Raw genomic sequence first — 13,584 nt, 5'->3', positions numbered from 1 at the left:
GGGCGCAGGGGCGGTCACACCAGGCCCTTTTCCGCCATCGACAGCGCCTGGCCTGGCGCCACGATCACATGGTCGAGCACGCGCACGTCCACCAGGGCCAGGGTGGTCTTCAGGGTCTGGGTCAGGGCCTCGTCAGCGCGGCTGGGTTGCACGTTGCCGCTCGGGTGGTTGTGGGCCAGCACCACGGCGGCGGCCTGGTGGTGCAGGGCGCGCAGCACCACTTCGCGCGGGTACACGCTGGTTTGCGTGAGCGTGCCGCGAAACAGTTCCTCCAGCGCCAGCAGGCGGTTTTGCGCATCGAGGAACAGCACCGCAAACACCTCGTGCCCCTTGGCCGCCAGGTGCAGTTGCAGGTAGTGCTTGACGGTGTCGGGCGAGTCGAACACCTCGCGCTCGCGCAGCTGCTGGGCCAGGGCGCGGCGGGCCAGCTCCAGCACGGCCACCAGCTCGGCGCGTTTGGCGGGGCCCAGGCCCTTGATGCGTTCCAGGTCGGCCGCGCTGGTGTGCAGCAGCCCGGCAATGCCGCCAAAGCCGCCGGTGATGGCGCCGGTGTCCGGGTCGATGCCGGGCGGGTCCAGCAGCTCCTGCGCCATCTGCAGCACCCCCTTGCCCACGATGCCGGTGCGCAGCAGGATGGCCAGCAGCTCGGCATCGGCCAGGGCGGCAGGGCCGCGCGCCAGCAGTTTTTCGCGGGGCTGGGCGTCGGCGGGCAGGTCTTTGAGGGCCATGGAACGAGGAGGTGGGACGCGCCAGCGGCGGTGGTGGCGGTAGGGCTTTGCCCGGTTTTCTACAATCGCAGGAGTTTATCGAGACTGTCATGACCTCTACCGCTGCTGCTTTGCCCACCGTCCAGCCGGGCTCTTTCCTCACTTTGCACTACCGTCTGGCGGGCCCTGCAGGCGATGTGATCAACACCTTTGCCGACAAACCCGCCACCCTGTCGCTGGGCACGGGCGAGCTGTCGCCCGCCGTGGAGCAGCGCCTGCTGGGCCTGGCCGAAGGCACGCGCACCACGTTCGAGCTGCCTGCAGGCGAGGCCTTTGGCGAGCGCAACCCCGACATGCAGCAGTGGGTGGCCCGCAAGCTGATGAACGAGCTGGGCGACCCCGACGAAAAATACAACGTGGGCGATGTGGTGCAGTTCCCCACGCCCGACGGCCAGGGCAGCTACGCGGGGGCCGTGATGCAGGTGCGTGAAGACGGCGCCGTGCTGTTCGACTTCAACCACCCGCTGGCGGGCCAGCCTGTGACCTTTGAAGTGCAGCTGATCGGGATCCTGTGATGCTGGCGCCGAAAGAAATCCTGCTGGCCGAGCCGCGCGGCTTTTGCGCCGGTGTGGACCGCGCCATCGAGATCGTGGAGCGCGCCATCCAGAAGTTTGGCGCCCCCATCTATGTGCGCCACGAAATCGTGCACAACACCTACGTGGTGAACGACCTCAAGGCCAAGGGCGCGATCTTCATCGAAGAGCTGTCGGACGTGCCGCCGGGCGCCACGCTGGTCTTCAGCGCCCACGGCGTGAGCAAGGCGGTGCAGCAAGAGGCCGTGGCGCGTGGCTTCAGCATTTTTGACGCCACCTGCCCGCTGGTGACCAAGGTGCACGTCGAAGTGGCCAAGCTCGCCAAAGAAGGCTACGAATTCATCATGATCGGCCACAAGGGCCACCCCGAGGTCGAGGGCACCATGGGCCAGCTCGACCACGGCATCCACCTGGTGGAAGACGTGGAAGACGTGGCCCGCGTGCAGCCGACGCAGACCGAGAAACTGGCCGTGGTCACGCAGACCACGCTGAGTGTGGACGATGCCGCCGAAATCTCTGCCGCCGTGCGTGCGCGCTTTCCGAATGTGCGCGAACCCAAGCAGCAGGACATCTGCTACGCCACGCAAAACCGGCAGGATGCCGTCAAGGTGCTGAGCCCGCAGGTGGACGTGGTGATCGTGGTGGGCAGCCCCACCAGCTCCAACAGCAACCGCCTGCGCGAGTTGGCGGCCAAGCTGGGCACCACCGCCTACATGGTGGACAGTGCCGACGAGCTGCAGGGCGATTGGTTCAAGGGCCGCTCGCGCGTGGGGCTCACGGCGGGCGCCTCCGCGCCAGAAATCCTGGTGCAGCAGGTCATCGACCGCATCAAGGCGCTGGGCGCGGTGTCTGTGCGCAGCATGGCGGGCATCGAGGAGACCATCAAGTTCCCGCTGCCCAAGGGGCTCAAGATCGATGCGGCCACGGGACTGGAGATCCGCGAGCGCACGCCCGAGACGGGGCCGTCTGCACACTGAGCACTGACGGTCAGACGGTTCAGTCGAGAAGAAGGGCGCTCATAGGCGCCCTTTTTTGCTCCTGAATTGATAGCTTTCATCGCTTGACCATCGCGCGGTAGCGGCCATTTTTATTCAAATTTTTTGTCACAGCGGCACGGCAGGTCCGCTCCACAGGTCCAGCGGCGGGTCGGCCGCCACGGCGCGCAGGATGTCGGTGCGCGAGATAAAGCCCGACAACACCCCGGCCTCGTCCGTCACCGGCAGGCCCGGCAGGCCGGTGTCCAGCAACACGGCGGCCACGCGGCGCAGCTCGGTGTCGGCCGAGACGGTGGGCACGGGGCTCACCATCACCTCGGCCACCGGGCGGCGGGCCAGGTCAATGGCCTGCTTCACGGCGCCGGGTTCGGGCAGCAGGTCCAGCGGCGCCATGTCGGCGCGCACCAGCAGGCCGATCACGCGGCCCAATGCATCCACCACGGGTGCCTGGGCCACCTTGTGCTCGGCCAGGGTCTGCCAGGCGTCGTTCACACGGGCATCCGGCTGCACGCTGAGCGCGCCTCGGGTCATCACGTCGCTCACCCGGGTCAGCGGCTGGCGGGCATGCTGGGGGCCCTGTTCGGTTTGTGCGTAGGCGCTCACGGCATCCTGCAGGCGCAGGTTGACCACGGCGGGCGTGGCGGCTTCTGCCGTGGCTGCGTGGGGCGGGGCGGTGAAGACGGGCACGGGCTCCCCCGGCAGGTCCAGCGCCCGGGTGCGCAGTGCCTGGGGCCGCTGCACGCGCCGCACCGACGAGATCTGGGCCAGGTTCTCCGGGCCGCCCCGGTACATCTGGCCCGACGGGCCGAACACAAAGAACATGTCTTTCCTCCTGCAGGCAGGCCCGCAACGGGCGTTGATGGGGCTGCTCTGTCCATGTTATCGGCAGTTGTGGGGCGCGCGTGCAGTCAGTCTTGTGTCTGCATGTTGCGGGCAACCCCTACACTGCCCCTTCTTTTGACACCACCTGCCATCCGGAGCCCCTGCATGATCGACCGCGCCGCCATTGCCGCCGCCCGCCGCCAACTGGCCACCCAGCCCGACTTTTTGCGCACCACGCCGCTGATGCGCCTGTCTGGCAAGTCGTTGGGCGTGGACTGTGCCGAGGTCTGGCTCAAGCTGGAGCACCTGCAGGTGGGCGGCAGCTTCAAGGCGCGGGGCATGCTCTACCGGCTGCTGGCCAACCCGGTGCCCGAGAGCGGCGTGATCATCGCCTCGGGCGGCAATGCCGGCATCGCCGTGGCGGCCGCTGCCCAGGCCCTGGGTGTGCGCTGCGAGGTCTTTGTGCCCGAGGTTTCGCCGGAGGCCAAGCGCGCCCGCCTGCGTGCACTGGGGGCAGAGGTGGTCGTCACTGGCGCCGCATATTCCGAAGCCTTTGAGGCCTGCGTGGCCCGCCAGAAGACCACCGGCGCACTGCAGGCGCATGCGTACGACCAGCCCGAAGTAGTGGCGGGTGCGGGCACCCTGGCGCTGGAGCTGGAAGAGCAGGGCGGCCGCATGCCCGACACGGTGCTGGTCAGCGTGGGCGGCGGTGGTTTGATTGGCGGCGTGGCCGCATGGGTGGAAAGCCGCGCCCATGTTGTCGCGCTGGAGCCCGAGCGCGCGCCCACCCTGCACGCCGCGCGCGCTGCGGGCCAGCCGGTGGATGTGGACGTGGGCGGCGTGGCTGCAGACTCGCTCGGCGCCCGCCGCATCGGTGCCATTGGCTGGGATGTGAGCCAGCGCCATGTGCACGATGCGCTGCTGCTGCCCGACGACGCCATCCGCGCGGCCCAGCTGTGGCTGTGGAAAGAGCTGAAACTGGCCGTGGAACCCGCCGGTGCGCTGGGCCTGGCCGCGCTGCAGACCGGCGCGTACAAACCGCAGCCCCGGGAGACCGTGGCCCTGATTCTTTGCGGCGCCAACCTCGACCCGGCAAACCTCGCCTGAGCCCAGGCCGACCACCCCCTTAAAATCCTGCAATGCTTGACATTCTTCTCCTCCGCAAAGACCTCGACACCGCCATCGCGCGGCTGGAAACCCGCAAAAAGCCCCAGGCCTTCCTGGATGTGTCCGCTTTCCAGGCCCTGGAGTCCGAGCGCAAGACGCTGCAGACCCGCACCGAAGAGTTGCAGGCCCAGCGCAACCAGCTGTCCAAGCAGGTCGGCATGCTGATGAGCCGGGGTGACAAGGACGGCGCCGAAGCCGTCAAGGCCCAGGTGGCCGCAGGCAAGGTGGAGCTGGAACAATCTGCCGCCCGCCTGGAGCAGATCCAGTCCGAGCTGCTGGCCATGCTGGTGGCCGTGCCCAACCTGCCGCACGAATCCGTGCCCGTGGGCAGCGACGAGGCGGGCAATGTCGAAGTGCGCCGCTGGGGTACGCCTGCCCAATTCGATTTCGAAGTGAAGGACCATGTCGATGTGGGCACTCCACTGGGTCTCGATTTCGACATGGGCGTGAAGCTCTCGGGCTCTCGCTTTACCGTGATGAAGGGCTCCATCGCCCGCCTGCATCGCGCGCTCAGTCAGTTCATGCTGGACGTGCAGACGCAAGAGCACGGTTACACCGAGTGCTACGTGCCTTACGCCGTCAATGCCGACTCGCTCAAGGGCACAGGCCAGTTGCCCAAGTTCGAGGGCGACCTCTTCGCTGCCAAGAAGGGCGGCCAGGACGGCGAGCCCGTGCCCGACAACGCGGCGCTGTACCTCATCCCCACCAGCGAAGTGCCGCTGACCAACTTTGTGCGCGACGTGGTGTTGGCTGAGTCCGACCTGCCCATCAAGCTCACGGCCCACACGCCATGCTTCCGCTCCGAAGCGGGCAGCTACGGTCGCGACACGCGCGGGATGATCCGCCAGCACCAGTTCGACAAGGTCGAGATGGTGCAAATCGTGCACCCCGACAAGAGCTACGAAGCGCTCGAAGAAATGACGCGCCACGCCGAAGCCGTGCTGCAAAAGCTGGGCCTGCCCTACCGCGTGATGAGCCTGTGCACCGGCGACATGGGCTTTGGCGCCGCCAAGACCTACGACCTGGAAGTGTGGCTGCCCGCGCAGAACACCTACCGCGAGATCAGCTCGGTGAGCAACTGCGAAGCCTTCCAGGCCCGCCGCCTGCAGGCCCGCTTCAAGAACGCGCAAGGCAAGAACGAGTTGCTGCACACCCTGAACGGCTCTGGCCTGGCCGTGGGCCGCACGCTGGTGGCGGTGTTGGAAAACTATCAGCGTGCGGACGGAACCGTCGAGGTTCCGCCCGTTCTCCGCCCATACATGGGCGGAGTGTCGGAGCTTGCTCCGACCTGAGCGGATAGTTTCTGTGTAGGCTCACTTTCGCAGCGCGAAAGTGAAGCGAAGCTTGCCGGAACTACAACTACCAGCAGGCCGACGGCAGTGTGGTGGTGCCCGAGGTGCTGCGCCCCTACCTGGGCGGCCAGGCTGTGCTGCAGGCCTGAGGCCGCGTGAGACAGCCCGGCAGGTCCGCTCGGGTTTGTCTGATTCATCGACTCCTACAGCGGGCCCTTGCGGCCCGTTGTGTTTTTCACTTCCCGTTCATGCAGGCGTGACGCGTATGGGTGCCATGGGAACGAGTAAAGCCTTGTGCAGGGGCTCAGGCCGCCAGGGCAGGCGGGGCTGAAAAATCCACCTGCACCTGGGCCAGGCGCAACATCGCCGCCACCAGCGCCCGCGTATCGCCCCGCCGCCATTGGTATGCGTAGTGCAGGGGCGCCAGCGGCGTGCGCCCACCCACGGCACGCAGGCCCAGGGTGTGGACCCAGCCAGCCGGCAAAAAACCCACACCCACACCCGCGCGCAGCATTCCCGCCACGGCCCCCCAGCTGTTGCACAGGATGCGCTCAGGCGCTGTGACGCGGTGCGCCAGCAGCCAGTCGTCCAGCAGCCGCGTGGTGCCCGCGCCGGGGGGGAGGGTCACCAGGGCATGGCGCTGCAGCAAGGCCCCTGCGCCCATCTGGCCCGCGCCGGGCAGGCCTGGTGCGGCCGCCCAGGTGAAGTGGGCTGCGCCTATGGGCTGCGACAGCAGGCTGCTGCGGGATGAGCGTCCGGCGATCACGGCAAAGTCCAGCTCACCATCGTCCAGGCGGCGTTCCAGCACGCTGCCCACATCCACCACAGGCTCCAGCACCAGGCGGGGATGGGCTTGCCGGGCCGCAGCCACAAACGCGGGCAGCCAGGTGAGCGCCGAGAGATCGCCCACACCAAAACGGCACCGGCCGGTCAGTGCCGCGCGTGCATCCACCGCCTGGCCCAGCGCCGCCATGGCCTGGAGCACATCAAGCGCTGCGGGCAGCAGGCGCTCGCCCGCTTCGGTGAGCACGGCACGGTGGCCGCTGCGATCAAACAGTGGCTGGCCCAGCACCGACTCCAGCTCAGCGATGCGCTTGGACAGCGACGACACCGACACATGCACGCGGTCTGCAGCAGTGGTGAAGTTGGCGCAGGTGGCGGCCCACCAGAAGGCTTCGAGCTGCTTGATGGAAGGGTGTGGCATGGGTTTTTGTCGAAAAAGCGAATGATTTCATTCTAGATTTTTCGCTTTTATGCGCATCGAATGCTGCCTAGAGTGGCGACTCGCATGAACGCGTTCTGAACGCTTGTACCCGTGTCCACACCATGAGCACCGCCACTGATCCCTTGTCTCCTGCTGCAACGCCACTACCGCGCCCCCCGGCTGTGCTGCGCCGCATGTTGTCGCTGCACGACTTTGAGGACGTCGCGCGTCGGCGGCTGCCCCGGCCCATTTTTGGCTACATCGCAGGCGCGGCCGAGGACAATGCCTCGCTGCGCGACAACCGCGAGGTGTTTGGCGAATACGCCTTCACCACGCGTGTGCTGCGCGACGTCTCGCAGCGCTCGCAGGCCGTGGAGCTGTTTGGCGAGCGCTACAGCAGCCCCTTCGGCATTGCACCCATGGGCATCAATGCGTTGTCCACCTACCGGGGCGATCTGGTGCTGGCGCGTGCGGCGCAGCGCGCAGGCATCGTGTCGGTCATGAGTGGCACTTCGCTGATCCCGATGGAAGACGTGGCGCGCGCGAGCCCGGGCACCTGGTTCCAGGCCTATCTGCCCGGCGACCAGGCGCGCATTGATGCGCTCATCGACCGTGTGGAGCGCGCAGGTTTTCGCACGCTGGTGGTCACGGTGGACATCCCCATCTCGGCCAACCGCGAGAACAACATCCGCACGGGTTTTTCAACTCCGCTCAGGCCCGGCTTGCGCCTGGCGTGGGACGGCCTGGTGCGGCCACGCTGGGTGGCTGGCACCTTTTTGCGCACGTTGCTGCACCATGGCATGCCGCACTTCGAGAACTCGTTTGCCACGCGGGGTGCGCCCATCGTCTCGTCTTCAGTGCTGCGCGACTTCTCCGCGCGCGACCACCTCAGCTGGAACCACCTGGAGGCCATCCGTCGCCGCTGGAAGGGGCCGCTGGTTATCAAAGGCCTGCTCAGTGTGGACGACGCATTGCAGGCCCAGAACCTGGGGGCCGACGGGGTGGTGCTGTCCAACCACGGAGGTCGCCAGCTCGATGGCGCCGTGTCCGCCATGCGCGTGCTGGAGGCCGTGGTGGCGGCGGTGGGGCCTGCTTTCCCGGTGCTCATCGATGGGGGCTTCCGGCGTGGCTCTGACGTGCTCAAGGCCATTGCGCTGGGCGCACGCGTGGTGCTGGTGGGGCGCCCTTTCAACTACGCGGCCGCTGTGGCTGGGGAGGCCGGGGTGCAGCACGCCATCGGGCTGCTGCGCGACGAGGTAGACCGCAACCTCGCCATGCTGGGTGCCACAGCTTGCACAGACCTGGGGCCTGGGCACATCGTTCGCCGACACGGCTGAGGCAGACGGAACATGCGGGAGCCGCCTGTCTGAGCGCCGGAAAACCTTGCTATAATTGCAGCTTCGACTCACAGGAGAGGTGGCAGAGTGGTCGAATGTACCTGACTCGAAATGAAGTGCATTTGAGTCGCGTCGCTCGTAACCTCTTGTCGTTAAAGGAAAATTCCAGTCAGACCACGGAATTTTTCCTTGCAAAGATTTGCAAAGTTCTTCAGTTCAGCGCCTGCTATAATCGCATGCTCTCGACCGAGAAACACACCTAGGAGAGGTGGCAGAGTGGTCGAATGTACCTGACTCGAAATCAGGCGTAGTGGCAACACTACCGTGGGTTCGAATCCCACCCTCTCCGCCAGTACAAAGGAAACCCCGCTATCAGTTTGGTAGTGGGGTTTTTCCTTTTCCGGGTCATGTAGCCACGGTGCATGGATCTTGGTAGGTCAGAGCTTCGTCGTGCATCAGCCGTTGACCCACCCATTCCTATCCACTTGAAGTCTGTCAAACTTGCCGCGTATCTCAATACCGAGTGCAGCGCATTCAATTCGCAGCTTGCGGGCTTCGTCCATCTGCCGCTCTGAAGACAGAGATATTTCGTTGGCGCGACTTCGAAACGCCTTCACCTTGTCAGTCGCCTCAAGGGAGTCGGCAATGTGTTCATCAACCCGTTCAATAAATAGCTTGAACCTACTGTTCGACAGGTTGTCAGGGCCCATCGCCATTGCGCGTGAAGTTGCAGCCACCTTCGTGTTGGCCCCGAGAAAGTAGAGCTTTGCCGACTCGGCCTCAACTTCTGCGACAGCAAGGGTCAAACGCTCAAGCTCAAGCGCAAACTCATCTTCAACCGCTTTTGCGGCAAGGGACTTGGCCAGGTTGTGTGCTTCGGTTGCTGTGCTCCAGGCCCAGTAAGCGGCAGCTGCACTAACCGCTCCCGAGAACGCCGATAAATAGTCTGTGAAATTGGACATGCTCTCCCCCCTTGCTTGTTGGGGGCGAAGGTTAGCCGGTCCTTACGCTGTTGAGCAACGTTCAAAGCGCCGCAGCAGAGCGTTTGCCGCAGTCATGCGAAGTCGTAGTGGCGCCCCCGGATGATTCACCTGCGCGGGCAGCCATTGCAGAGGGGCGTTTGTCTCAGGCTGGCAACTATTGGGCGGGCGCGGTTGCGGCTGTCCAACAGCCTTCCAGCCCCAGCACGGCGACCCCCTATGTTCTTTCGTGCTCCTCCGCGTCGTCTCTTGAGTCCGGCCATTTGCTGAGTGATTTGAATCGGGGGTTATTTTCTGCGCGTGGTGAACTGCGGGGTGTCGGCGGGTCTGGGTTACAGGCTTTGGATGCCCCTCACACCATCCCCTTTTTCTGGGCGTTGAGGAATGGTGGGCTGTACTGTCGGTTTGCTCAGGGGTATGTGTGAGTGGGGCTGGCGTGTTGAGCCGCCGGGCCCTCAACGCCAGAATGGAGGGCTGCGCGGTTTGCGCCTGATGCCCGGAAAGAACCCTGTATGTCCCCAGAACTGCCGACAAACCCTCCCATCCGCCTGACCCAATACAGCCATGGCGCAGGCTGCGGCTGCAAGATCAGTCCCCAGGTGCTGGACGTGATCCTGGCGGGCAGCGGGGCGCAGAACCTGGACCCCCGGCTGTGGGTGGGCAACACCTCCCGCGACGATGCGGCCGTGTATGCGCTGGATGGCGAGCGCGGGGTGGTGTCCACCACCGACTTCTTCATGCCCATCGTGGACGACCCCTTCGACTTTGGCCGCATCGCGGCCACCAATGCCATCAGCGACATCTACGCCATGGGGGCCGACCCGCTGATGGCGATTGCCATCCTGGGCTGGCCGGTGAATGTCCTGCCTCCGGAGGTCGCGCGCGAGGTGGTGCGCGGCGGGCGTGCCGTGTGCGATGCGGCGGGCATTCCGCTGGCGGGCGGGCATTCCATCGATGCGCCGGAGCCCATCTTTGGCCTGGCCGTGACCGGGGTGGTGGAGAAGCGCCACCTCAAGCGCAACGACACCGCCACGGTGGGTTGCCGCCTGTACCTGACCAAGCCCCTGGGCATTGGCATCCTGACCACGGCTGAGAAAAAAGCCCGGCTGCGCCCGCAGGACGTGGGCGTGGCGCGTGACCTGATGTGCGCGCTGAATCAACCCGGCAGCCGGTTTGGTCGGTTGGCGGGGGTCAAGGCCATGACGGATGTCACGGGCTTTGGGCTGCTGGGGCACCTGGTCGAGATGGCCGAGGGCAGCGGCCTGAGCGCCGAGATCGACTACGCCGCCGTGCCGCGCCTGGCGGGGGTGGAGCACTACATGGACCAGGGCTGCGTGCCCGGTGGCACGCTGCGCAACTTCGACAGCTACGGCGCCAAGATTGCGCCGCTGACCGACGAGCAGAAGCACCTGCTGTGCGACCCGCAGACCAGCGGCGGGCTGCTGGTGGCCGTGAGCCCCGAGGGCGAGGACGAGTTCCTGGCGGTGGCAAGCGGGCTGGGCCTGGCGCTGGCCCCCATTGGCCGGATGACGGAGCGGAGCGCCCTGGCCGTGGTGTTGCGCTGATGCTGGCTGCTCTGTCGGACTTCCGGCACCTGTTTCTGAACGGTGTGCCCATGATGGATGTGCGTGCGCCGGTGGAGTTTGCGCAGGGCGCGTTCCCCGGGGCGGTCAACCGCCCGCTGATGAATGATGGCGAACGCCAGCAGGTGGGCACCTGCTACAAGCACAAGGGCCAGGATGCGGCGATTGCCTTGGGGCACCAGCTGGTGTCTGGGGCCACCAAGCAGGCCCGCATTGCGGCCTGGGCAGAGTTTGCACGGGCCCACCCGGAGGGCGTGCTCTATTGCTTTCGAGGCGGCCTGCGGTCCCAGATTGTCCAGCAGTGGCTGAAAAGTGAGGCGGGCATCGACTACCCCCGTGTGCACGGCGGTTACAAGGCCCTGCGCAGCTTTCTCATCGAGACCCTGGAGGCGGCCTCGGCGCAATGCGGTTTTGTGGTGCTGGGCGGTCTCACCGGCACCGGCAAGACCGAGGTGATTGCGCAACTGGCCCACGGGCTGGACCTGGAGGGGTTTGCCAACCACCGGGGCTCCAGCTTTGGCCAGCGTGTGAGCGGCCAGCCTTCGCAGATCGATTTCGAGAGTCGGCTGGCCATTGACCTGCTGAAAAAGCGCGACCGAGGGCATGGAGCGTTTGTGATCGAAGACGAGGGGCGGCATGTGGGCAGTTGCTCCGTGCCGCTGGCGTTGCGGCAGCGGCTGGAGCAAGCCCCCATCGTGTGCCTGGACGACGGCTTTGATGCCCGGGTCGAACGCATCCTGCAGGACTATGTGGTGCTGCAATGCGCCGACTTCGTGGCGGCCCATGGCGAGGCGGTGGGCACCGATCTGTTTGCGGCCCGCTTGCTCGAAAGCCTGGACAAACTCGCCAAGCGCCTGGGCGGCGACCGGCACCGGGCGCTGCGCGCGACCATGCTGGCGGCGCTGGCGCGGCAAAAGGACTACGCAGACCCCGCGTTGCACCGGGGCTGGATCGCCCAGCTGGTGCGCGATTACTATGACCCGATGTATGCCTACCAGCAACGCCAGCGGGCGGGCCGCATCGTGTTCCAGGGCGACCGGCAGGCGGTGCTGGAGTATTTGGGTGCATCTGCCTCTACCGGAGGTACGGTAGGCGCGGCAGGTGCCGCAGGCTGGGGGGCGGTTTAGCCGCCGTTGCCTTCCGGCCCGTGCTCGCTGCGGGGCAGCACCAGCCGGAACTCGGCGCCGCGCCCTGTGTCGCTGTCCACCTCCAGGCTGCCACCGTGGCGCTGCACCACGGTGGCCACCAGCGCCAGGCCCAGGCCCACGCCCTGCACGGCAGGGTGGCTGCGGTCGTGCAGCCTTTGGTAAGGGGTGAAGAGCTTGTCCTGCAGTTCGGGCGCAATGCCGGGGCCCTGGTCACGCACCGACACCACCCAGTGCGGGCCCCGTTCTGCGATGGCGCACTGCACCACGCCGCCCTCCGGGCTGAATTTGATGGCGTTGTTGATCACATTGGCCAGGGCGCGGCGCAGCAGGGCTTGGTCGCCTCGGCACAGGGCGGTGTCGGGGCAGGCGATGGTGCGCACATCCACCTGCTTGTCACGGGCCAGGGCCCAGAGGTCGTCGGTGGTTTCGGCCAGCAGCGCGACCAGATCGATCGGCGCCATGCGGTACTCCTGTGCCTGCGCGCTGGCCAGTTGCACAAAGCTTTCCGCCATGCCCAGGGACGCGTGTGCATAGCGCTCGATGCGCCGCAGCAGTTCATCGTCTGCCATCCGGCCGGGGTAGGCGCGCTGCATCTCCAGCAGTGTGAGGATGGAGGCGTTGGGCGCACGGATGTCGTGCGATATGAAGTGCATCGCCTGGTCGCGCTGCTGCAGGGCACGGCGCATGTCGGTCAGGTCCACCAGCGTCAGCAGCCAGCCTGCGTTGGCCAGGTCGGTGAAGGGCTTGCATTGCACCAGCAGGCTGCGGCCCTGCGCATCGGTGCCTTCGCTGTGTTCGGGCAGTGTTCTTTGGTGCAACTGTTCCCGCGTGATGAGTGGCAGGCGGCTGCCCGCATGCACCAGGTCGGCCAGCAGATCGACCACCGACTGGCCCTGCAGCGGGGCCTCTGCGCCGCCGCCCAGGTGCTCGCGGGCAGCGCGGTTGGCCAGCAGGATCTGGCCCTCGGGGTCGCAGACAAGGCTGGGCGAGGGCAACTGCTGCAGGCTTTCGCTCACGAAATGGTGCAGGTCGCGTAACTGGCGCGACGCGCGCTCGACCGCATTGATGCGCCGTTCCAGAAAATCGGCCGAGTCCCCGGGGCGCCTGCGCAGCCGCATCGACAGGCCCTGGCGTTGCAGGTTCTCCATCTCCAGCCGCAGAAAGTGCGCCGCAGCACTCAGACGCCGCCAGCTCCACAGCGGGTAGGCCAGCACCAGCCCCAGCAGGGCAGCCGCCGGGGCAAACTGCAGGCCCGCCCACCAGGGCAGGCAAACGCTCAGCACCAGGGTGCCCACGGCCAGTGCTGCGCTGGTCAGCAGCGCTGCCAGGGGGCCGATCAGCAACAGGGCCAGCAGGGCTGCCGCCACAGGCACCAGGTTGAACAGGGTATTGAGCGTGCGCGAGGCGGGCACGATCTGCTCGTCCAGCAGGCGTGCATCCAGCACATGGGCCACCACCTCCACTCCCGGCATCAGGCGCGACTGCTGGCTGACCGGTGTGGCAAACATATCGCCCAGCCCCGATGCGGCGGCGCCCACCAGCACGTATTTGCCCCGGAAGGCATCGGCAGGCACCGCGCCGCGCAGCACGTCGATGTAAGAGTAGGTGGTGAACTGCGAGGGGCCGCCTGCGTAGGCGATCAGGGCCCGGTCGGTGCGCTCCCAGGGTCCTGCATCGGCGGCAAGGGCTGCTGGGCGGGGGCAGGGCGCCGCGCCAGATTGCCGCGCCTGCGCCACACATTGCAGGGCCATGCTGA

Annotated in this window: 12 protein-coding genes and 1 tRNA gene; 8 read left to right on the top strand and 5 right to left on the bottom strand. The window is 66.5% G+C overall.

The features are described from left to right. Window positions 1-14: 14 nt before the first annotated feature. Window positions 15-728, bottom strand: a complete 714-nt coding sequence (gene radC, locus AC07Z7_RS23660) for a RadC family protein (protein ID WP_094291260.1) — start codon at window positions 726-728, stop codon at window positions 15-17. An 89-nt stretch (window positions 729-817) separates the two neighbouring features. On the opposite strand from radC, the gene AC07Z7_RS23655 reads away from it, so the two are divergent. Both AC07Z7_RS23655 and ispH read left to right on the top strand, forming a co-directional pair. Next, the gene (locus AC07Z7_RS23655; RefSeq protein WP_094291259.1) at window positions 818-1,282 is read left to right on the top strand and encodes an FKBP-type peptidyl-prolyl cis-trans isomerase; all 465 of its coding nucleotides are present in this window, start codon (window positions 818-820) and stop codon (window positions 1,280-1,282) included. Beyond that, window positions 1,282-2,277 (top strand): 4-hydroxy-3-methylbut-2-enyl diphosphate reductase, encoded by a 996-nt coding sequence (ispH, locus tag AC07Z7_RS23650; RefSeq protein WP_494767865.1) that lies wholly within the window; start codon window positions 1,282-1,284, stop codon window positions 2,275-2,277. The genes AC07Z7_RS23655 and ispH overlap by 1 nt, the downstream gene beginning before the upstream one ends. 126 nt (window positions 2,278-2,403) lie before the next feature. Here the strand turns inward: ispH and AC07Z7_RS23645 are convergent, their stop codons facing one another. Further along, window positions 2,404-3,117, bottom strand: coding sequence for a CBS domain-containing protein (locus AC07Z7_RS23645; protein ID WP_094291257.1), 714 nt, complete (start codon window positions 3,115-3,117; stop codon window positions 2,404-2,406). A 165-nt stretch (window positions 3,118-3,282) separates the two neighbouring features. Here AC07Z7_RS23645 and AC07Z7_RS23640 point away from each other — a divergent pair, with 165 nt between their 5' ends. Beyond that, a complete protein-coding gene (locus tag AC07Z7_RS23640) occupies window positions 3,283-4,224 on the top strand; it encodes a threonine/serine dehydratase (protein WP_494767864.1) in 942 nt (313 codons plus the stop codon). Window positions 4,225-4,256: 32 nt separating this feature from the next. Next, window positions 4,257-5,576 (top strand): serine--tRNA ligase, encoded by a 1,320-nt coding sequence (serS, locus tag AC07Z7_RS23635; RefSeq protein WP_494767863.1) that lies wholly within the window; start codon window positions 4,257-4,259, stop codon window positions 5,574-5,576. A 304-nt stretch (window positions 5,577-5,880) separates the two neighbouring features. Here serS and AC07Z7_RS23630 read toward each other — a convergent pair whose 3' ends face one another. Next, a complete protein-coding gene (locus AC07Z7_RS23630) occupies window positions 5,881-6,780 on the bottom strand; it encodes a LysR family transcriptional regulator (protein ID WP_494767862.1) in 900 nt (299 codons plus the stop codon). Between the two features lie 122 nt (window positions 6,781-6,902). Between AC07Z7_RS23630 and AC07Z7_RS23625 the strand changes: the two genes are divergently transcribed. Both AC07Z7_RS23625 and AC07Z7_RS23620 read left to right on the top strand, forming a co-directional pair. Continuing rightward, window positions 6,903-8,117: an alpha-hydroxy acid oxidase gene (locus AC07Z7_RS23625; RefSeq protein WP_494767861.1), complete on the top strand. Its 1,215-nt coding sequence runs from the start codon at window positions 6,903-6,905 to the stop codon at window positions 8,115-8,117. A 262-nt stretch (window positions 8,118-8,379) separates the two neighbouring features. Then, window positions 8,380-8,469, top strand: a tRNA-Ser gene (locus AC07Z7_RS23620). 103 nt (window positions 8,470-8,572) lie between these two features. On the opposite strand, the gene AC07Z7_RS23615 is transcribed toward AC07Z7_RS23620, so the two are convergent. Continuing rightward, a complete protein-coding gene (locus AC07Z7_RS23615) occupies window positions 8,573-9,079 on the bottom strand; it encodes a hypothetical protein (RefSeq protein ID WP_494767860.1) in 507 nt (168 codons plus the stop codon). A 530-nt stretch (window positions 9,080-9,609) separates the two neighbouring features. On the opposite strand from AC07Z7_RS23615, the gene selD reads away from it, so the two are divergent. Next, complete coding sequence (gene selD, locus AC07Z7_RS23610) at window positions 9,610-10,662, top strand: selenide, water dikinase SelD (protein ID WP_494767859.1); 1,053 nt, start codon at window positions 9,610-9,612, stop codon at window positions 10,660-10,662. Further along, on the top strand, window positions 10,662-11,807 hold the full coding sequence (mnmH, locus tag AC07Z7_RS23605; protein ID WP_494767858.1) for a tRNA 2-selenouridine(34) synthase MnmH: 1,146 nt from the start codon (window positions 10,662-10,664) through the stop codon (window positions 11,805-11,807). The genes selD and mnmH overlap by 1 nt, the downstream gene beginning before the upstream one ends. On the opposite strand, the gene AC07Z7_RS23600 is transcribed toward mnmH, so the two are convergent. After that, the coding region (locus AC07Z7_RS23600) for a sensor histidine kinase (RefSeq protein WP_494767857.1) at window positions 11,804-13,584 on the bottom strand (1,781 nt) is incomplete at its 5' end. The genes mnmH and AC07Z7_RS23600 overlap by 4 nt on opposite strands.

It is taken from the genome of Acidovorax sp. GW101-11A03 (genome assembly GCF_059424825.1).
This window is presented reverse-complemented; position numbering and strand designations above follow the sequence as displayed.